This is a genomic window from Mahella australiensis 50-1 BON (assembly GCF_000213255.1).
Taxonomy (GTDB): Bacteria; Bacillota; Clostridia; order Mahellales; family Mahellaceae; genus Mahella; species Mahella australiensis.
Map to the genome: position 1 here is coordinate 1,570,643 of NC_015520.1, position 21,791 is coordinate 1,592,433.

Below are 21,791 nucleotides of genomic sequence, written 5' to 3' on the forward strand. Positions count from 1 at the left end.
TATAACTTTAATAATCAATAAACAATCTGTAAATAATAGCGCTTATTCGATATGGTTTAGCGTAAAGGTAAAAGTCGTGCCCTTCCCAGGAATACTTTTTACCCATATGCTTTGGCGATGCTGTTCTATAATTCGTTTAACGATGGAAAGCCCTAATCCCGTACTGCCAGAGGCTCTGGATTTGTCGGCGGTATAGAACCTTTCCCAGATATGCGGCATGTCTTCTTCGGATATGCCTATGCCGCTGTCGCTTACTGAAATATATACTTTATTCCCTTCTACACGCGTACTAACAATCAAACGTCCCTTCTCTGGTGTAAACTTTATAGCATTATCTATGAGATTTATGAGCACCTCTTCTATACGATCTTTATCGGCTTCTACCATACAGCGATCCTGCTCAAAATCTATTTGAACATCCAATTCCTTTTGCTCAATACGCTTCTCTTGTTTTAATAGAACGCGCCTTATCAATTCATTCACATCAAAATTAGACATGGCTAATTGAAATTGAGAGGATTCCATGCGGGATAATTCCAACAGTTCCTTTATAATCTTATTTAATCTATCTGTTTCTTCTAAGACTATAGTAAGATATTGCGTTTGTTCTTCCGTAGGTATAGTGCCATCGAGAATGCCCTGTACAAATCCCCTTATGCTGGTCAAAGGCGATTTCAATTCGTGGGATACACTGCTAACAAACCCACGTCTCATATCTTCTAAATTCTCCAAAGCCTCAGCCATTTTATTAAAACTAGTCGCTAGCTGACCCACTTCATCTTTTGAGCTTACAGTAGCTTTTTGTGAAAAATCGCCTTTTGACATGGACTTAGCGATATCGCTCATCTCTATTAGCGGTTGAGATATGCGCTGAGAGATCCAATAAATCAATATGGTAGCTACAGAAGCGGATATTAATAAAGACAGCCATATAAAACGATAAGCACTTTCCAACGCCATATTTATCTCATATAAAGGCGAGTGCATAAATACAGCTCCCATTATCAATCTACCCATCTTTATGGGCATACCGACGGTCAGCATAGGTGTTGAAAAGCGATCATCGAATTTGCCGATTTTCGTTATGGTTTCTCCCGACAATACCTTCTTAACATCCTCGCCTGTGAGCTGCACGCCTCTCCAACTGTTATCCAAAAAACCTGATTCGGCCCAAACATATCCTCTATTATCGACAAACCATATACTGGCATTAACCGTTTTATCCACTGTACGCAATGCGAAATTCAAGTATTTTTCATCTATATAGCCAAGCAAGTATTGCGCGGCCAATTGGTTTATATCCTGACCTCCGTCTAGCAACTGTTGCTCTTTTTGGTTTAAGTAATAATCGCGCAAAAAATTAGACATCAACAAGCTCATCATGATAAGCATAATGAGCATAGCTATTAAATATGCAAGCATGAGCTTGTTAAATATAGACCGTATACCTCCAAAAGCAGTTTTTTTACTATTTAACTTCAAATTTATATCCAACCCCCCATACAGTACTTATCTTCCATGGGTCATTCTCACTCCCTATCTTTTCCCTCAAGCGATTTACATGAACATCCACCGTCCTTGAATCACCATAATAATCAAATCCCCATACCTGTTCCAGCAGTTGTTCACGCGTATATACTTTGTTGGGATGGCTAGCTAAAAAGTAGAGCAGCTCAAATTCCTTTGGAGGCAATTCCAGCTCTTTCTTTTGATATTTAACCAGCATAGTATTTTTATCTATGACAAGGTTTGGGTAAACGATAACGTTATTAGCATCGTTATCCTGGTTATATCTCCTCAATACCGCTTTTACACGCGCTATTAATTCTTTTGGGTCAAATGGTTTTACAACGTAATCATCAGCACCCAATTCCAGCCCAAGCACTTTATCGAAAGTTTCGCTTTTAGCTGTAAGCATTATAATAGGTATATCGCTCATCCTTCGGATTTCACGGCATATATCCCAGCCATCCTTACCCGGCAACATTATATCCAATATGACGATATTGGGAGGATTGTTGGAAAAATGACTCATACCTTCCTTGCCGTTATTGGCTATATCGACTTCAAATCCCTCTTTGGTAAAATATAAGTTCAACAATTGGCATATGTTTTTATCATCGTCTATAATCAAGATCTTATAATTATCAGCCATTTGCATATCCCTTTCATACAACACTTATTATACCTATTATATTGAGAATAAGCCTATACTACAATAGCAAATTCGATTTTTTATCTGCAATTCGTAATATATGACTGAAACGGGTGGCATAAAGCTTGACATATATGCTGAGCGGGCTTTTGAAACGTAGGACCACAGCAAATCTTTGATTGCGTAGTGGTTCAGCCTCACAGCGGTAGCGAGGTATATATGTCAAGCCTGTAGCGGGCGTAGGATTTATATCATTGCACGCGCTGAATTTACCTTAGCACGAATCGAAGCACAAATTAAAAGCATTTGCATAAAGAGAAATATGATATTATAATCTTAAGTAAAAAGAGATGTATAGAAAGGTATAAACATAATATGGATTTTAGGCCATTAACATTGGAATCCAAGCCATTATTTGATAAATATTTTATAAAATTTCCATTGGAAATATCCGAATATACTTTCACCAATATGTACATGTGGGACCATTACTATAACTCTAAATATGCTGTAGTAGATGATTATCTGTGTATAATAGCATACATAGAAAAACAATACGTATTGTTACCACCAGTAGGGCCAAAAGATGACAGTTTAAAGAATGTTCTAGATGCCATGATGAATTTATTCCAAAACGAAGGATGGCCTTTCGCGATGTGTAGGGTGCCGGAATTTATGGCTATGCAGATAAAGCAATGGTATCCGAGTTTAAACGTTGAGATGGATTTGGACAACAGCGATTACGTATACAGAACAAAAGATCTGATAGAGCTGGCTGGGCGGAAGTATCATGCAAAAAAGAATTTTCTAAATCGATTTGTCAAAGAGAACAACTTCCAGTATGTTTCCCTTACTTCAGAATACATAGATGGCTGCATAGACTTTGCCGAAAAATGGTTGGAAATAAAAGACAGCAATGACGAGGGCTTACTTCATGAGCATGATGCAATTAAAAAGGCTTTGAGCCACTTCGATTATTTGGGCTTAAAAGGCGGTATTATCCTTATAGATAGGGACATAGAAGCATTTTCATTTGGCGAGATGTTAACACCAGATACCGCCAACGTACATATAGAAAAGGCTAACCCCAATATACCGGGGCTTTATGTCGCTATAAACCAAATGTTCTGCGCTCATGAATGGCACGATGTGCCCTACATAAACCGCGAGCAGGATCTGGGCATTCCTGGGCTGCGTAAAGCAAAACAGTCATATCATCCCGTGCGTATGATATACAAATATGCGGTGTGGCAATAAGCCCCACCGCATATTTGCAGCCGCAACTTAGTTAGCAGCATATTTCAGTATACGCTCGAGCAATCTATTTTTTGCTTGTTGCACATCTTCAAAGTTCATATTCGACTTATAGTAGCTCTCCATTTCATCATGGACTTTCTTGGCCGCCGCTATACTGATTATAGCTTCATTCATGAGAGAATCCATCATAACGCGATCTTTAGATATCTTGTCTTTCAATGCGTTGAGCTTATCGCTATCAACGCAATCATTCATATCATAGATCAGCGTAGCATCATCCTCAAACCTGCATGAAATCGTTATTGCTGTATTTAAAGCCGGTATAATGATGTGCTCTACTTCATCCGGTACAAGCGGGCAATGGTATAATTCTACATCGTATCCTACAGCCTCCGCAGCTTTTGCTACATCTAATAATATAAAAGAGCTACCACTGCCTATGTCCGCCTTGAGCACGTATCGCTGAGCCTGCGGTACGATAAGCGTATCGAGATGATCTACTATGCCGTCGGGTGTTATAGCACTAGCAAACAGATGCCTCTGTTTGCCAACTCTATCGGACACAGGCATATCTTTAAATAAAGCTTGATTTATATCATAGGCCAAATGGTATACCTTAGCCTTATCGACGCACGATTCTATACTGACCGATATATCGTCCCTTACAGACTTTGCTGCTGCCAGGTATCTATATGCGCGATCAAACAAATACTTGATCTGACGATTATGCCCTATTATGGCGTCTTTGTACACACGTATGCCATCCTCATTCCAATAATCGCCAAGATGTATTATCTCATCCACCGCTCCGGGATTTTTTGGATCCACTACATGCGGTGCCGTCCCATCTATCAAAGCTATTTTTATAGCCGGTATGACAACGCCATCCAGGGAATCATTATCCGATGAGCAATGATGAAATTCCACATCGTACCCTCTTTGCAACATTTCATCGCCTATTTGACGCATTATAGTGGATTTTCCTACACCAGGTCCACCTTTGATTATAAATATACGGTTAGCTTCGGGGCCTATTATATAATCATAAAATGAATAAAAACCATAAGCGGTGTTCCCTCCGGGAAACATCTCCCTTATATTACCAACTGATGTCATAACACCACATCCTTTCCTCTATTATATGCGATCGCTTTCCTTTTAAGTCTATGAATGATACCGAGCCTATAGAACGCAGATACAATTAATGCACTAATACACCCTTCAAATATGTGCGAACCCTCCCTATAAGATAAAGCGAGCCGCTTATAACCACCAAATCGTCCGGCTCAGCCATATCGAGGGATGTTTGCACAGCAAATTCTATATTATCTATAGCTTGTCCCTGTACATTCATCTCTTTCACCAACGTTAAGAGCCTTTCGGCTTCAATAGCTCTTGGGCTATCGGGTCGAGTGGTTATAATATATGCCGCTAAAGGCACAAGAACTTCAAGTATAGCACGAACGTCTTTGTCAGCCAATATACCCAGTACCATTATAACCCGGTTATGCGGAAAATAGTTTTTTATAGCATTGGCCAGCGATTGAGCCCCTTGAGGATTGTGCGCACCGTCCAACAATACATAAGGTTGACGATGGACCAGTTCCAATCGCCCAGGCCATTTGGTAACGCTCAACCCTTCTGCTATAGCCTTATCGCTTATCGCCACGCCCATATATTTTCTCAGCACCAACACTGCGGTTATGGCCGTAGCAGCGTTCATCAATTGATGCTTACCAAGCAATGGTATATACAACCGGTTAAACGTCCATTTCCCTTCATTATAGTTAAAGTGCTGACCGTCGATAGAATCATCTATTGCCTCAATATCGCTATACGATACCTCTATAAGCGGTGATTGTCGTTGCTGACATACCTGTTTTATAACATCCATGGCCTCATCTTGCTGCGGATACACCACCACCGGTCTGCCGGGCTTTATAATGCCAGCCTTTTCATAAGCTATTTTGGCCAATGTATCACCCAATATGTCTTTATGGTCATAATCTATGCTGGTTATAACCGAAACCAACGGATCTATTACATTTGTGGAATCTAGTCTACCTCCTAGGCCAACTTCAATCACAGCATAATCCACATTTTGCTCGGCAAAATAGCAAAAACCTATAGCCGTTACTACCTCAAATTCCGTTGGATGAGGGCGGCCTTCGGCCAGCATTTGCTCCACTTTTTGTTTAACTACATCGGTCAGCCGCGCCAGGTCATCCTTTGGTATATAATTTTGGTTTATCTGTATGCGTTCCCTAAAGTCCTCCAAATACGGCGATATAAATAACCCGGTTTTATAGCCGGCTTTCTCCAATATAGAAGCCGTCATAACGGTAACCGATCCTTTACCATTGGTACCGGCTATATGTATGCAGCGCAGCTTTCTATGCGGATTCCCAAGCAATTGCAATAAATACGATATATTCTCCAATCCAAGTTTGGTACCGAATTTCCATGTGCCATGTATATAGTCCAACGCCTGTATATAGTCCAAATATTACGCCCCCTCAAAAATGCGCAAAGCAGCCTTTATGTCATCGTTCTTGTCTATATCCTGGCTTATCTCAGGATATGGCGATATAATAGCTTTAGCCCTTATATTAAGCATCTGCTCGATGCGCTTCTCTATCGCCTCTATGCTGGCCCTCCCTATTGCCAAATCTATAGCCAATCCAGCGCCAAATAACTCTATCATATTGATTGGCTCCTTGCGCATCGCTATAAGATCTTCTATCAGCTCTTTATGATTTGTTACAAGGCTTGGCTTTACGTACATGATATTTCCACCAGTGAACGCACCCTCTTTCAAACGGACATACGTACGCTTAAAACCAGAAAATTTTGCTTCATTCACAGAACGCTCTACAATAGGATAACAAAAATCGGCATCTGTTAAACAGCTCTGTTTTATAAAATGGCTTATAGCGTCAGGCGTTATAAACGGTATGTCGGATGACAGGAACAACACACGGTCATCGTTTTGGAATGGCCTTAAACCAAATATCACGTTATCCATCATGGAATCGCCTTCAGATATTATGTAATCCACCTTATCACTTATATACGGTGAAAGCTCATCCACGGGACCGACCACTGCTATTTCGCCCACATCAGGTGTATTTTTCAATGCTTCGACTACATAATCGATCATAGGCCGGCCATTTAATGCAAGCAGCGACTTATAGCCATGTACATTGCCCTCTAGATCCTCTCTTCCGCCGGCCAATACAATAGCGTTTATTACAGATTTATTCATATATTATACCCTCCACCTTTCAACAATAACTATAACGTATAATAATACAAGTTATCGTAAATAACAAGTAGATAAAATCGGGGTTGACTACAGTGCAACATTTTGGATATTATAATAATGCGAACCAGAATATTAGAATGGAGCGAATAAATGCTGACCAGGCTTATAGCAGTGTTTATATTAATACCTTTAATCGATCTATTGATATTGATAGCGTTAGGCCAATACATCGGCGTATGGCAGACGATAGCGATAATAGTAGTCATAGGCATAATAGGTGCTGTTATAGCCCAAAGACAGGGATTCAATGCTATAAATAGCATAAAAGCTGAGCTGCAGATAGGCCATATACCATCTGCTCAGCTTTGGGACGGGCTATTTATAGTTATCGGCGGCGTTTTGCTCATAACGCCCGGCATCATTACCGATATCCTCGGATTATTATGCCTGTTGCCAAAAAGCAGGGCGACTGCGAAGGAAGCAGCGATATTTTACTTAAAGAGACGCTTTTTGAAACGGATCAGGTGATGCCATGCTGCATTCGATATATCAACGCTGAACGGGTTATCCCGAGGAGTTTGGCTGCCTTGGTCTGATTGCCACCGGTTTTATCTAGCGCCTTCTTTATAAGCTGCATTTCCAGTGCTTCCATGCTTATCCCTTCATCCGGTATATCTATATCGAGAACAGACGACTCCTTTTTAGGTGTCTGCATCGATATGGGCAAGTGCGCTGGCTGTATAGCATTTGTATCGCATATTATGACAGCCCTTTCTATTGCATTCTCTAATTCTCTTATATTGCCTGGCCAACTATACAATCGCAGGATGTCCATAGCCTGTTTCGATATGCCTTTTATAGCCTTGCGTTTATCAAATTTATTCACAAAATAAAGCGCCAGATCAGGTATATCCTCTTTGCGTTCTCTTAATGGAGGCAGGTTTATAGGTATTACACTTAACCGATAATAGAGATCTTCGCGAAAATAACCCGACTTCATGGCATATTGCAAATCTTTATTAGTAGCGGCTATTATGCGCACATCCACCGATATGACATCATTGCCGCCCAAATGTTCAAAAGAACGTTCCTGTAATACGCGCAATAGCTTAGCCTGCATATTCATAGACATTTCGCCTATTTCATCGAGAAAGACGGTACCGCCATCGGCCACTTCAAACCGACCGGCTTTACGAGCCACAGCCCCTGTAAACGCTCCTTTTTCATAGCCGAATAATTCGCTTTCCAAAAGGTTATCCGGCACAGCCGCACAATTTATGGCTACAAATGGTTTATCTGCTCGTCTGCTGCTGTAATGTATAGTCCGAGCTATAACCTCTTTGCCAGTGCCGCTCTCGCCGGTCAGCAAAACTGTAGCATCGCTGTCGGCTATTCTTCTAACCAACTCATATACCTCCTGCATGCAAGGGCTTTTGCTAGACAACAGCATATCTTGGTATCGCTGACTGAGCTCCGATCGCAGAAATTCCACCTCATCGACAAGGCGGTGCACGTCTAAAGCTTTCTTGATTTGAATCACAAGTTCGTCTATGTCGAACGGTTTGGTTATATAATCAGTAGCGCCGGCCTTAACGGCTGCTACAGCCATTTCTATGCTGCCATACGCCGTTATGATAATAACTGGCAAGGAAGGATAAAGCTCTTTTATCCTTTTGAGAACCTCCATGCCATCCATTATAGGCAATCTCATATCCAGCAATACGAGATCTATACTATGTTTATCGAGCATCTTTAGCCCTTCAATGCCGTCGCCTGCTGCTTCAGCCTCATAACTCTCTTGCTCCAATGCTTTACATAGCACCCAACGCATGCGTTCTTCATCATCTATTATCAATATTCGATGCGGCATCATCGTCCCTCCTTATCGGTATTGATACCGTAAATATAGAACCGCCATCTTTTGATCGGGTCACGGCTATGGTACCGCCATGCATCGCTATGATATTGTGGCTTATAGCAAGCCCGAGGCCTGTACCGCTATACTTGGTAGTATAGAAGGGATTAAATATATTTTCAATATCTTCATCCGCTATTCCCGAGCCTGTATCGGCAAACGATGCGTAAACGTTTTGTTCATCCGAGTATACCGATATCATCAATTGTCCCCCTTTCGGCATCGACTGAACAGCATTTATAATAATATTCACAAAAACCTGTTTCAATCTCTCGCCGTCAGCTATGATCAGCGGAAGATCAATTTGGTATTTCTCTGACAGTTCTATATGATACTGATCCATATATGGGCGCGTAAATGTAATCACGCTTTTCAGCAATTCAACCAATGATATATCTTCCCATAACGATTTAGAAGGACGAGAAAAGTCCAGCAATTCCTTAACTATTTTGTCCTGGCGATCAACCTGTTCCTTTATAACGTCAAGGTATTGCTGCATTTCACTTGAATCCTTATACTGTTTCTGCATAAGCTGCACCGTCGCCTTCACTATAGCCATAGGATTGCGCATCTCATGGGCTATTCCAGCCACCAATTGCCCGAGGGCTGCTAACCTTTCCGAGCGCTGCAATTGTTCTTCTAGTTTGGCTTTCTCTTCTAGGGCTTCAGCCATGCTATTTATCGCTTGGGCTATTTCACCCATTTCTCCCGATACTGACGGTAAACGGTAAGTAAAATCCTTCTGTATGCCGACTAGACCGTTTTTTATAATGTTTGCACTGTTTACCATATTGCGTATTATTATTATCGTGCCTATTATGCCGCCCAGCAATCCTAACATAGTTATAACAAATATAGTACGCCTTACATTGCGACTTTGTGCATATTGCGGCGGTATCATCTCTCTAGCCCATGCAAGAGCTATAATATCGTTCTGTCTAACTACAGGCCGAACGTGGAGAAGCAACCCTCCCATGTGATCCATAAAATATTGTGAGTATGGTCCTTTGCTGTTGATAGCCTCAGCAATGCCATTTTCCAATTTACGATCATAAGGCCATCTTGGTGGCAGCAATGAAAAAGTTTGTTCTATAGTTGGTACGCTATAGCCTATATCCACACCTCTGTATTGATATGACAGCTTTAGCATTCTGTCGTGCAATTGCAATTGTAAACTATCTATATCGCTGGGACTACGTGTCATAACTGTCTTTTTTATAGCCGCTGCCGTTTCATCGTCTATGCTTTCATCCATGCGCTGCCCGATTTGAATCAACTTTTGCTGTTTTTCTTCTATGAGCATGCTATCGATGCCAGGTGCAAACAGAGCGCTGTATATCATGCCAGCTATCGGTGCCGCCACCACTATAATTATCACAAACATTATCTGCCACCGCAGGCTTCGTTCGGAAAAGCGCTTAAATCTATTCATAACGCAATGCTTCTATAGGATTGAGATTAGCTGCCCGATTAGCGGGATATATACCAAATAAAATACCTATGCCCACTGCGAAACCAAATGACAACAGTATAATCTGCAGTGATGTGGCTGTTGGCATGCTCAGTATCGAACCCAATAGATTACCCCCACCGATTCCGAGCAGTATACCCATAACCCCGCCTACTCCAGTCAATACCACTGATTCTATTAAGAACTGCCAGAGTATATCGGCTTTTTTTGCCCCCACAGCTTTGCGTATGCCTATCTCACGCGTACGCTCAGTTACCGAGACCAGCATTATATTCATTATGCCTATGCCGCCTACCAGGAGGGATATCCCGGCTATACCGCCCAAAAGCAGACTCATTATATTGGTAACGCTGCTGATAGTGGAGAGCATCTGCGTCTGGCTGAAAACATTGACGCTGTCCTCATCGCGGAATTTCCTGGTCAATATTCCTTCCAGCCGCTGCGTAACACTATCCACCGTATCGGACGATGAGGCCTGTATATACAGCGTTCTTACACCTATCGAGCGCATCATGCGCTCAACGGCGGTTATTGGCATAAATACGACGTTATCCCCAGAACCAGTTATACTGCCGCCCTGTTCTTCTAGAACACCTACAACCATTACTTTCTGACCGTTTATCTTAATATACTGGCCTAACGGATTCATAAAGCCAAACAGATCTTGCGCCGTCTGATAGCCAATAACGGCTATTTTTTGCCTATATTCGACATCTATAGGCAATATGAATCGGCCGGATTGAACATGAACGTTTCGTACACCTTCGTATAGATCGTTGGTACCGGTTAATGATACACCATCGGACGTTTTACTGCCATACTTAACCGTAACGCTGCTGTTTATGACAGGAGCCACAGCTTTTACATTCTCTTCCTCTCCTAAAGCCATAGCATCATCATATGATAATGACGTATTAGCCCCGCGGCCGCTTACATTGACAGTTATAAGATTGGAGCCCAGGCCTTCTATCTGTGATGTGATCTGACCAGTAGCACCTTGAGTCAGAGATACCAGCATTATAACAGACGCGACGCCTATGACAATTCCCAACATGGTCAGAAACGAGCGCATCTTATTTGTTATTATGCCGGATAATGCCAGTCTCACCGCTTGCCATAATTTCATACCGCCACCACCTTCTCATCATTCTCTATTACGCCGTCTTTTATACGCACGATGCGCCGCGCCGTATGGGCCAGATTCATATCATGCGTAACAAGAATCACTGTTTTGCCGTCACCGTTTAGTTCAGTAAGCATATCCATTATCTGACGCCCGCTGTGGCTGTCCAAATTGCCCGTAGGTTCATCGGCCATGATTATGTTCGGATCAGCCACCAACGCCCTTGCTATGGCCACGCGCTGCTGCTGCCCTCCTGACATCTGCGACGGTTTGTGATATGCCCTGTCAATAAGTCCGACCCTTTCCAGTGCCTCCATAGATAGTCTGCGACGCTCTGAAGGCCTCATACCTCTGTATATCAAAGGTAATTCGACATTTTCCAATGCATTTAAGCGCGGCAACAGATTAAAACTCTGAAATACAAATCCCAGCTTTTTATTGCGTATCTCGGCCTGCTGATTTGGTGACAAGTAACCCACTTCCTTGTCATCCAACAAATAATGGCCGGATGTGGGCGTATCCAGGCATCCCAATATGTTCATAAGCGTTGATTTACCTGAACCTGACGGTCCGATGACGGCTACAAACTCACCGTCATTTATGGTAAGGTTTATATCATTCAGCGCAGTTACACCGGTGCCGTCAGTATGATATTCTTTACGTATATTGTTCAATTCTATCATGACAATCCCTCTATCTGTTCAAACCCTGCGGCATAAATCCGGCCCTTCCGGATGTACCCTGACGTTGCGTATTCCCCGGAAGCCCGCCCATGCCTGGAGGAACTACACCAGGGAAAGAGGCATTGCTGTTTTGCGAAGCCGCTGATGTCAGCATTACCTTTTCACCCTTCTTTAAGCCCTCGGTTATTTCTATATAACTCTCGTTATTTATGCCAGTTTTAACCTCACGCATATTGTTCTGCTGTAAAGTAGTATTAGCTTCATCATATATTATAACAAATTTTTTACCGTTGCGCTCCATAACCGCTTCTATGGGCACAATAACAATATTATCCTTTTGTGCAGCTATAATCTCCACATCGGCTGTCATCCCTGTCTTCATATCTTGAACTCTATCAAAAGCGACCGTAACGTCATACGTCGTTACACCGTTTTGCGATGTGCCTTGATCTTCAACGTCTATAACCTCTCCAACAAAGCTCTGATCAGGCAATGCATCCGCCGTTATAACAGCCTTTTGTCCGACCTTTATTTTATTTATATCAAGCTCGTCTACGGCTATTGAGACCTGGAATTTACCGACATCAGCTATTGTAGCCGCTACATTGCCTTTGCTCGTCGAAGATACACTTCCGGAAGATGAGTTTAACGGCGAAGATATATTCGATGACAGAGCCGATTGTTGGTCATTTGACGATGAAGAGGATGCTTGTGATATATCGTTTACATTGTCGCCTTCCTCGACATTCTGTGTTATTATAACGCCACCTATTGGCGCATATACTTTCAGCTTATCCAATTGAGCCTTTTGATTTTGCAAGTCTAGTTGAGCCTGTTCTATTTTAGTATTTTGCACATCCAAGTTGTTTTGCAATATTGCGGTATCGAATTTCAGCAATTTTTGGCCTTTAGAAACTATAACACCGTCGCTGACATACAGCGTCTGGATTTTGCCGCTTATAGGCGCTTTTATTTGCACAGGCGATGATTTAGCCGATAATTGACCGAATGCCGATACATTACCGGTATCGGTCTTTATAACAGCAGATGCCGTTTGAGAGATACGCAGCTTGCTACCTCTGTTGGTCACATCGATAACAGCCATAGCCTGAGCCGGCTGTTCAATATCATTCGTATCAGTTGTGTCTCTTTCTTGGCTGACCGCTATCTGTGGCGCACTATTTCCGCTACCCGAACCGCCTTGAACAGACGATGCGCTCTGGGTTACCTGCACCACTTTACCGTTAAAACTTCCGCTTACGCCACTTACTGTAATGGTAACGCTCTGACCTTCTTTAATACTACCCGCTTGTTGGCCATATACCGATACTGCTAAAGATAAAACCGATATATCCTGTACAGTAGCCACAGGCATATTTAGCGACACCTGTTCTCCCTCGGACACATTGAGGTCCAACAAACCCGCGTTTGGTATTGTAACTATAGCTTTAGATATTTGTCCTTCTATATCGTCAGCGGACAGTTGCATTTGTTTTATATTTAACTCAGCCTGTTTTATACTAAGCGGTAGACTTTCATTTTCTATTTCATACATCAAGTCCCCTTTTTTTACTGTATCGCTTTCTTTAAAATACATCTTTTTTATAGTGCCGCTGCCATCTATAATAACATCCTCCTGAGCAGCAGGTTCCATAGTGCCTGTACCATTTATGCTCACCGTTATGCTGCCTTTACGAGCTGCTACAGTCGCAAATTGACCAGCCTGTTGTACATTTCCGCTATTGCGGTTTATGTAGGCTCTTACGCCGTAGTACGTGCCAAATCCTATCGCCACTACGATGACTACGATTATAAGTTTGCCCCACCATGTGGCAAAAAAACGTTTCATACAATTTACCTCCAAAAATAAAATTAGTATTCACTATATAATATGAGCAAATATCATGCCATATAAAAACACTGAAAGAAATACTATTTATAGCCTAAAAATCTTGTACTTAAAAATAAACAATAAAAATACATGTTTGAAAATAAACAATAAGTGTCTGTTTTCAAACATGTATATAAAAACAATTTTTAAAGCTTAAAAAATTCTTTGGGAATCCCAAAGAATAGGATAGGTTTGATATAACAGAAAAATAAAAAAAGACCGGGCAACGGCCTACTCTCCCAAGCGGTTTCCCGCTCAGTACCATCGGCGCTGAAGGGCTTAACTTCTGTGTTCGGAATGGGTACAGGTGTTTCCCCTTCGCTATTGTCACCCGGTCTTGTTTTGCACACTCAAAACCGCATAATGCTATCTTCCGTTGGATCAAGTCCTCGACTTATTAGTATCAGTCAGCTCAACGCATTGCTGCGCTTACACCTCTGACCTATCTACCAGTTAGTCTCTCTGGAGTCTTACTAGCTCTCGCTATGGGATATCTTATCTTGAGGTTGGCTTCACGCTTAGATGCTTTCAGCGTTTATCCTATCCGGACTTGGCTACTCAGCTATGCACCTGGCGGTACAACTGATACACCAGCGGTCCGTCCGTTCCGGTCCTCTCGTACTAGGAACAGCTCCTCTCAAATATCCTGCGCCTGCGATGGATAGGGACCGAACTGTCTCACGACGTTCTGAACCCAGCTCGCGTGCCGCTTTAATGGGCGAACAGCCCAACCCTTGGGACATACTTCTGCCCCAGGATGCGACGAGCCGACATCGAGGTGCCAAACCTCCCCGTCTATGTGGACTATCGGGGGAGATCAGCCTGTTATCCCCGAGGTAGCTTTTATCCGTTGAGCGACGGCTTGCCCACGCAATGCCGCCGGATCACTAAGCCCGACTTTCGTCCCTGCTCGAGTTGTCTCTCTCGCAGTCAAGTTCCCTTCTGCCTTTGCACTCTTCGGATGATTCCCAACCATCCTGAGGAAACCTTTGGACGCCTCCGTTACTCTTTTGGAGGCGACCGCCCCAGTCAAACTGCCTACCTGACAGTGTCCCTATCCCGGTTAACGGGCCTAGGTTAGAACCTCGGTACATGAAGGGTGGTATCCCAACGGCGGCTCCACATAGGCTGGCGCCTATGCTTCTTTGCCTCCCACCTATCCTGTACATCATGTGCCAAAGTCCAATGTCAGGCTACAGTAAAGCTCTACGGGGTCTTTCTGTCCAGTCGCAGGTAACCAGCATCTTCACTGGTACTTCAATTTCACCGGGCCCCTCGTTGAGACAGCGCCCAAGTCGTTACGCCTTTCGTGCGGGTCGGAACTTACCCGACAAGGAATTTCGCTACCTTAGGACCGTTATAGTTACGGCCGCCATTGACCGGGGCTTCGGTTCTACGCTTCGCGGTCTCCCGCTTACGTTTCCCCTTAACCTTCCGGCATTGGGCAGGCGTCAGCCCCTATACCTCATCTTCCGATTTGGCAGAGACCTGTGTTTTTGCTAAACAGTCGCTTGGGCCATTTCTCTGCGACCACTCTCGTGGTACCCCTTCTCCCGAAGTTACGGGGTCATTTTGCCGAGTTCCTTAACGAGGGTTTTCCCGCGCGTCTTTGGATTCTCTCCTCGCCTACCTGTGTCGGTTTGCGGTACGGGCCCCGCAAGTCTCGATAGCAGCTTTTCTCGCCAGTGTGGATTCGCAGCCTTCCCTACTTTTTTTCGGTCCTCATCATGCTTCACCATCGACAGGTGGTCTTGCCTGCCTGCCTCGGCTTTGCATTTGAACGCGCTCTACCATCAGCGCGCTGCTGTTATCCTCCTGTGTCCCTGCTTCTCTTTTTGCGACTCTTGGGGGTACGGGATTCTTAACCCGTTGTCCATCGCCTACGCCTTTCGGCCTCGGCTTAGGTCCCGACTTACCCTGAGCGGACGAGCCTTGCTCAGGAATCCTTAGGCTTTCGACGGGGTGGATTCTCACCACCCTTTCGCTACTCATACCGGCATTCTCTCTTGTATGCGGTCCACATCGCCTCTCGGCTTATGCTTCGTCCCTGCATACATTGCTCCCCTACCCAGCGCTTCTCGCGCTGCCACCGCTTCGGTACCAGATTTAGCCCCGGACATTTTCGGCGCATATTCACTTGACCAGTGAGCTGTTACGCACTCTTTTAATGTATGGCTGCTTCTAAGCCAACATCCTGGTTGTCTGAGTAATTACACATCCTTTTACACTTAATCTGGATTTGGGGACCTTAGCGGATGGTCTGGGCTGTTTCCCTTTTGACTACGGATCTTAGCACTCGCAGTCTGACTCCCAATCTCTTAGTCCCATGGCATTCGGAGTTTGATAGGGTTCGGTAACCGTTAGGCCCCTAGCCCATTCAGTGCTCTACCTCCTTGGTCCATCGATTGAGGCTAGCCCTAAAGCTATTTCGGGGAGATCCAGCTATCTCCAGGTTCGATTGGAATTTCTCCGCTATCCACAGCTCATCCCATGCCTTTTCAACGACAACGTGGTTCGGGCCTCCACGCGATCTTACTCGCGCTTCACCCTGTCCATGGATAGGTCACCTGGTTTCGGGTCTGCTCCATGATACTATTTCGCCCTCTTCAGACTCGGTTTCCCTTCGGCTCCGGACTTATTGTCCTTAACCTCGCATCATAAAGCAACTCGCCGGTCCGTTCTACAAAAAGTACGTGGTCGAGGTTTTTATTCCTCTTCCACTGCTTGTAAACATAGGGTTTCAGGTTCTCTTTCACTCCCCTCTCGGGGTTCTTTTCACCGTTCCCTCACGGTACTGTCCGCTATCGGTCACTGGGTAGTATTTAGCCTTGGGAGGTGGTCCTCCCTGATTCCCACGGGATTCTTCGTGTCCCGTGGTACTCCGGATACCGGCTGTAGTTTACAATATTTCGCCTACAGGGCTGTCACCTTCTGTGGCGCGGCTTCCCTTCCGCCTTCGGCTATATTGTTCCCTACGTCTGCCGGTCCTCTACCCCATAGCGATATCTCTATCGCTATGGTTTGGGCTCTTTCCTGTTCGCTCGCCGCTACTTGGGAAATCGATGTTTCTTTCTTTTCCTCGGGGTACTTAGATGGTTCAGTTCCCCCGGTTTCCCTTCGCATGACTATGTATTTATCATGCGATGCTGCAGCGTTACCTGCAGCGGGTTGCCCCATTCGGATATCCATGCCTCTTCGCCTGTTTGCGGCTACGCATGGCTTTTCGCAGCTTACCACGTCCTTCTTCGGCTCCCAGTGCCTGGGCATCCACCCTATGCTCTTTCTTCCTTGATCGCCCGGAAAATTGTTTTTCTCTTGCATTATGCGGTTTTCAATGTGCAATGGTGGGCTCAAGTGGACTCGAACCACTGGCCTCACGCTTATCAGGCGTGTGCTCTAACCAGCTGAGCTATGAGCCCCGCTCCTTGGTGGAGATAAGGAGATTCGAACTCCTGACCTCCTGCGTGCAAAGCAGGCGCTCTCCCATCTGAGCTATATCCCCGTTTTCCAAGGTCATGGACCCTGGAAGCTAAACAGAATGAGTGAACTCTGGCTTTGCGTCCTTTTTTGTCGTCAAGGTCTTACTCCTTAGAAAGGAGGTGATCCAGCCGCACCTTCCGATACGGCTACCTTGTTACGACTTCACCCCAATCATCTACCCCACCTTGGACGGCTGCCTCCTTGCGGTTAGCTCACCGGCTTAAGGTGTTGTAGACTCTCATGGTGTGACGGGCGGTGTGTACAAGGCCCGGGAACGTATTCACCGCGGCATGCTGATCCGCGATTACTAGCAACTCCTTCTTCATGTGGGCGGGTTGCAGCCCACAATCTGAACTGAGACCGGTTTTTTGAGATTCCCTCTGCGTTACCGCTTCGCTCCTCTTTGTTCCGGCCATTGTAGCGCGTGTGTAGCCCAGATCATAAGGGGCATGATGATTTGACGTCATCCCCACCTTCCTCCGTGTTATCCACGGCAGTCTCGTTAGAGTGCCCACCTCTACGTGCTGGCAACTAACAATAAGGGTTGCGCTCGTTGCGGGACTTAACCCCAACATCTCACGACACGAGCTGACGACAACCATGCACCACCTGTGCATATGTCTTATCTTTCGATAAGCCTTATGCATTTCTGCATAATTCATATGCATGTCAAAACCTGGTAAGGTTCTTCGCGTTGCTTCGAATTAAACCACACGCTCCGCTGCTTGTGCGGGCCCCCGTCAATTCCTTTGAGTTTCAACCTTGCGGCCGTACTCCCCAGGCGGGATACTTAATGTGTTAACTTCGGCACAGATGGCTTTGATACCACCTACACCTAGTATCCATCGTTTACAGCGTGGACTACCAGGGTATCTAATCCTGTTCGCTCCCCACGCTTTCGCGCCTCAGCGTCAGTTGCAGGCCAGAAAGCCGCCTTCGCCACCGGTGTTCTTCCTGATATCTACGCATTCCACCGCTACACCAGAAATTCCGCTTCCCTCTCCTGCACTCAAGTATCGCAGTTTCAGATGCATGCCCCGAGTTGAGCCCGGGGGTTTCACACCTGACTTGCTCTACCGCCTACACGCCCTTTACGCCCAGTAATTCCGGACAACGCTAGCCCCCTACGTATTACCGCGGCTGCTGGCACGTAGTTAGCCGGGGCTTCCTCCAGTGGTACTGTCATTTCTTTCTTCCCACTCGACAGAGGTTTACAATCCGAAGACCTTCTTCCCTCACGCGGCGTCGCTGCGTCAGGCTTTCGCCCATTGCGCAATATCCCCAACTGCTGCCTCCCGTAGGAGTCTGGGCCGTGTCTCAGTCCCAGTGTGGCCGTTCACCCTCTCAGGCCGGCTACCCATCGTCGCCTTGGTGGGCTTCTACCCTCACCAACTAGCTAATGGGCCGCGAACCCCTCCTATACCGGATTGCTCCTTTGACCCCTGCATCATGCGATGCTGTGGTCTCATGGGGTATTAGCAGTCCTTTCGGTCTGTTATCCCCCTGTACAGGGCAGGTTGTTCACGTGTTACTCACCCGTCCGCCACTAATATACTCCCATTAATCGCTTAATGTTAGTATATCCGTTCGACTTGCATGTTTTAGGCACGCCGCCAGCGTTCGTCCTGAGCCAGGATCAAACTCTCTTGTTTGTGGTAGAGTACACCTTTTTATCCTTGACTCTTTGGTCCGCAAAGCGTTTTGTGTGTTCTTTCATTCTGTTCAGTTTTCAATGTCCATGCCGCTCTCGTGAGCGACTTTTATATTCTAGCAGCTTATTTATCCCTTGTCAATACCCTTTTTCGACCTTTTATGCTGCTATTATTTCTCCGCCTTCATCGGCGGCTTTATTAATATACCACTTCTCATATGTATTGTCAAATGGTAATTTTGTTCCATAAATTTCTCCATAAATTTCATAGAATAAAGCCATCGCGCTCGGATATACTATTTCCAGTAAGGTTCACAGCGGTTGAGCGCAGAGCATTGCAGGGTCGGAATGACTCTGCAATGTTCGGCCAAAGGTTTATATCGGATCGCTTGTAAAGGTCTGATATAAGCCGGCGGGAAGATCATCATATGTATCGATGCTTATATAGCCTTAGCTCTATGACGGCCTATCGGTCATCATGGGGTTATAAGATATGTATGATGGTCGAGCTAAGATCATCGATGGTAGTGATGTTTGCTTTTTATAACATTTTCTAGCATGATGTTTTCAGACGTTAGGTCTGCTATGGTCGAAAGATCATAGCAGGTCTATAAACTATCATTGATGGTCGAGCATAGGTCTGTGCAGGTATCGAAATGCTCATATATGGTCGTTGGTTTCAGTGATCATATATGGGTGTGGATATAGATATCTGCATAGGCTGAAGTTGAGATCGCTGTGGGCCTTGCTTTTTTATGTCATTTTATATCTTCTTGCATATACTGTAATATATATTATAGTATATCTGGAGTGATATTATGAGATTCTTATTTACTAATAGCGCCCCCATAATAAGCTATGGATTAGCAACGGGGTTTAGCCAATTAGGTCACAGCGTCAAAGTTGTGAATCTAGCAAGCGAATACCATAAGGATAACAAAATATTATATAGGATAATATCAACTTATAATCCCGATTTTGTAATATGCGAGGGCGGTGATAGCCTGTACCCGTTATTATTTCCGGCTCTGGATAATTTGCATGTACCATTAATATATTGGGCTATAGAAGACCCTCCAGATTTTGAACGCTTATCGCTGCCTTTCGCCTGCAAAGCCCGTTATGTATTTACCCCGGCTCTGGAATGTATAGAGCAATACGCTCATCATGGCATAAAAGCGCATCTGCTTATGTTCGCCTGTAACCCTGATTTCCACAAAAAAGTACCGCCCCGCAAAGACTTAAAAAACGACATAGTCTTTATGGGCAATAATTACTTCAGACATGCTGCCCGCAATGAAGGCCGTAAGATAATACTGGAGCCAATAATAAACGCTGGACTGAATATAAAGATATATGGGCTCGATTGGTGGCTTAATCCAGCGTACGGTTTCACTATAGGTAAAAACTTATACGGCGGTTATATGCCTTATGAAGATTTGCCAGGACTATACGCTAGCACAAAGATAGTGCTGGGGCTACATTCGGTAAATACTTCGCCGACTATGATGAGCATGCGCACTTTTGAAGTGCTAGGTTGCGGGGCTTTCTATCTCACTCAGCATACCCCGGCTATTGAAAGCCTATTTACAAATTATAAACACTTGGTATGGTCTAAATCATCGGAGCAAACGCTTGAATTAGTACGGTACTATCTCGAGCATGATACCGAAAGGCAAACTATAGCATCGGCAGGACAGCAAGAAGTATATGCTCATCATACTTATAAGCAAAGAGCTCAAGATATTTTAAATATTATAAGAAGGTATTGATCATGTTGATAGGAATTATAGGCTATTATGGCTTCAATAATTTAGGTGATGAGCTTAATCTTAAGGCAATAATGAATAATATGAAGAGACAATACGGCCATGATACGCAGTTTATCGTATTTAGCGATTGCAAGGTTATCGAAGGCCAGGTAGACTACCGAATTGTAGGCGTCAATTATTTTCCGCAAGGTAATACTATCGATATCATGAATCGCTGCGATTTATTGATAATAGGTGGAGGTGGTATGGTATATTTGGGGGAATATTGGTTCCCGTTTATGAGCGACGCCGTAACCACGCCCTACATTATATACCGCGTAGGTATAGATGATAGAGCAACATCACCAAGCGTTATAAACCACTATCAAAAATTGTTTGATAAATCCATAGGTATAAGCGTACGCGATAGCTATAGTTTGAACGCTTTCATGCGATATTTTTCCGGTCAAGCCGAAAGGATACCCGAGGCCATATGGGCTCTGCCATTATGTCAAAATGATGTAAATATCATCAATCAATCTAGGCTAAAAATAGGCATAAATTTAAGATGTTTTGGCAACAATCAACCGACATTATATGCGACCTTCATACCATTTTTGAGATGGTTGAAGCAGATGGGGCATCAAATTTATTTTATCCCGTGCCAGGTAATGAAGTCTAATCCCGCTCTAAACGATAACAACATACACCGTATGATTGCCCCTGAAGGCTCCTTCATATTAAAAGATGAAGCATCTTCAGAAGAAAGATATAATTCCATAGCATCCACGGATATATGCGTAGGCATGCGCCTTCATTTTTTGGTATCGGCGTTAAAACACAGCATACCAGTTATTGCTTTAAATTACCATACCAAAGTAAAAGCCCTCATGGATGACATGAATCTTAGAGAATATTGCGTAGACCCATATAACTCAAATATAAGCACTATATTGCAACAACGCTTTACGGAAATTCTAAAACACAGAAGTAACATATCACAGCAATTAACTCAATCGAATGCTGTGTTAGTCTCCAAAGCTCTAACATGCATCCAATATAATCCCAACTGTAATTCGTAATATAACAAATTCAGCGCATGCAATGATATAAATCCTACGCCCGCTCATGAAATATTGCTGGCGTACT

General features: G+C 44.2%; 14 protein-coding genes, 2 tRNA genes and 3 rRNA genes. 4 read left to right on the forward strand and 15 right to left on the reverse strand.

Features of this window, described 5'->3' with window-relative positions:
* Positions 1 to 42: 42 nt before the first annotated feature.
* Together MAHAU_RS07455 and MAHAU_RS07460 are read right to left on the reverse strand one after the other, a co-directional pair.
* A complete protein-coding gene (locus tag MAHAU_RS07455; protein ID WP_013781113.1) occupies positions 43 to 1,482 on the reverse strand; it encodes a sensor histidine kinase in 1,440 nt (479 codons plus the stop codon).
* Positions 1,469 to 2,155, reverse strand: coding sequence for a response regulator transcription factor (locus tag MAHAU_RS07460; protein ID WP_013781114.1), 687 nt, complete (start codon positions 2,153 to 2,155; stop codon positions 1,469 to 1,471). Before MAHAU_RS07460 ends, MAHAU_RS07455 begins: the two co-directional genes overlap by 14 nt.
* A gap of 375 nt (positions 2,156 to 2,530) precedes the next feature.
* Between MAHAU_RS07460 and MAHAU_RS07465 the strand changes: the two genes are divergently transcribed.
* A complete protein-coding gene (locus MAHAU_RS07465) occupies positions 2,531 to 3,412 on the forward strand; it encodes a DUF2156 domain-containing protein (protein ID WP_013781115.1) in 882 nt (293 codons plus the stop codon).
* Positions 3,413 to 3,439: 27 nt separating this feature from the next.
* On the opposite strand, the gene MAHAU_RS07470 is transcribed toward MAHAU_RS07465, so the two are convergent.
* The 3 genes from MAHAU_RS07470 to MAHAU_RS07480 all read right to left on the reverse strand — a co-directional run bounded on the left by MAHAU_RS07470 (position 3,440) and on the right by MAHAU_RS07480 (position 6,677).
* Positions 3,440 to 4,528: a PRK06851 family protein gene (locus MAHAU_RS07470; RefSeq protein WP_013781116.1), complete on the reverse strand. Its 1,089-nt coding sequence runs from the start codon at positions 4,526 to 4,528 to the stop codon at positions 3,440 to 3,442.
* Positions 4,529 to 4,613: 85 nt separating this feature from the next.
* Complete coding sequence (locus MAHAU_RS07475) at positions 4,614 to 5,915, reverse strand: bifunctional folylpolyglutamate synthase/dihydrofolate synthase (RefSeq protein ID WP_013781117.1); 1,302 nt, start codon at positions 5,913 to 5,915, stop codon at positions 4,614 to 4,616.
* A gap of 3 nt (positions 5,916 to 5,918) precedes the next feature.
* A complete protein-coding gene (locus MAHAU_RS07480) occupies positions 5,919 to 6,677 on the reverse strand; it encodes a nucleotidyltransferase family protein (protein WP_013781118.1) in 759 nt (252 codons plus the stop codon).
* A 150-nt stretch (positions 6,678 to 6,827) separates the two neighbouring features.
* On the opposite strand from MAHAU_RS07480, the gene MAHAU_RS07485 reads away from it, so the two are divergent.
* Positions 6,828 to 7,205: an FxsA family protein gene (locus MAHAU_RS07485; protein ID WP_013781119.1), complete on the forward strand. Its 378-nt coding sequence runs from the start codon at positions 6,828 to 6,830 to the stop codon at positions 7,203 to 7,205.
* Here MAHAU_RS07485 and MAHAU_RS07490 read toward each other — a convergent pair.
* The 10 genes from MAHAU_RS07490 to MAHAU_RS07535 form a co-directional block, all read right to left on the reverse strand.
* On the reverse strand, positions 7,198 to 8,547 hold the full coding sequence (locus tag MAHAU_RS07490) for a sigma-54-dependent transcriptional regulator (RefSeq protein ID WP_013781120.1): 1,350 nt from the start codon (positions 8,545 to 8,547) through the stop codon (positions 7,198 to 7,200). The genes MAHAU_RS07485 and MAHAU_RS07490 overlap by 8 nt on opposite strands.
* On the reverse strand, positions 8,519 to 10,024 hold the full coding sequence (locus MAHAU_RS07495) for an ATP-binding protein (protein ID WP_049783351.1): 1,506 nt from the start codon (positions 10,022 to 10,024) through the stop codon (positions 8,519 to 8,521). The genes MAHAU_RS07490 and MAHAU_RS07495 overlap by 29 nt, the downstream gene beginning before the upstream one ends.
* On the reverse strand, positions 10,017 to 11,189 hold the full coding sequence (locus MAHAU_RS07500; RefSeq protein WP_013781122.1) for an ABC transporter permease: 1,173 nt from the start codon (positions 11,187 to 11,189) through the stop codon (positions 10,017 to 10,019). The genes MAHAU_RS07495 and MAHAU_RS07500 overlap by 8 nt, the downstream gene beginning before the upstream one ends.
* Complete coding sequence (locus MAHAU_RS07505; protein WP_013781123.1) at positions 11,186 to 11,869, reverse strand: ABC transporter ATP-binding protein; 684 nt, start codon at positions 11,867 to 11,869, stop codon at positions 11,186 to 11,188. The genes MAHAU_RS07500 and MAHAU_RS07505 overlap by 4 nt, the downstream gene beginning before the upstream one ends.
* Positions 11,870 to 11,879: 10 nt before the next feature.
* Complete coding sequence (locus MAHAU_RS07510) at positions 11,880 to 13,718, reverse strand: efflux RND transporter periplasmic adaptor subunit (RefSeq protein ID WP_013781124.1); 1,839 nt, start codon at positions 13,716 to 13,718, stop codon at positions 11,880 to 11,882.
* Between the two features lie 260 nt (positions 13,719 to 13,978).
* Positions 13,979 to 14,095: ribosomal RNA gene (rrf, locus tag MAHAU_RS07515) — 5S ribosomal RNA — on the reverse strand.
* 42 nt (positions 14,096 to 14,137) lie between these two features.
* Positions 14,138 to 17,054 (reverse strand): 23S ribosomal RNA (locus MAHAU_RS07520).
* A 48-nt stretch (positions 17,055 to 17,102) separates the two neighbouring features.
* Positions 17,103 to 17,179 (reverse strand) — tRNA-Ile (locus MAHAU_RS07525).
* Positions 17,180 to 17,186: 7 nt separating this feature from the next.
* Positions 17,187 to 17,262: transfer RNA gene (locus tag MAHAU_RS07530), tRNA-Ala, on the reverse strand.
* Positions 17,263 to 17,352: 90 nt separating this feature from the next.
* Positions 17,353 to 18,892: ribosomal RNA gene (locus MAHAU_RS07535) — 16S ribosomal RNA — on the reverse strand.
* Together the 16S, 23S and 5S rRNA genes with 2 tRNA genes alongside form the textbook arrangement of a ribosomal RNA operon.
* Before the next feature lie 817 nt (positions 18,893 to 19,709).
* Here MAHAU_RS07535 and MAHAU_RS07540 point away from each other — a divergent pair.
* Both MAHAU_RS07540 and MAHAU_RS07545 read left to right on the forward strand, forming a co-directional pair.
* Complete coding sequence (locus MAHAU_RS07540) at positions 19,710 to 20,663, forward strand: CgeB family protein (RefSeq protein ID WP_013781125.1); 954 nt, start codon at positions 19,710 to 19,712, stop codon at positions 20,661 to 20,663.
* Positions 20,664 to 20,665: 2 nt separating this feature from the next.
* Entirely contained in the window at positions 20,666 to 21,724 is a 1,059-nt protein-coding gene (locus MAHAU_RS07545) for a polysaccharide pyruvyl transferase family protein (protein WP_013781126.1), read from the forward strand.
* Positions 21,725 to 21,791: the final 67 nt, after the last annotated feature.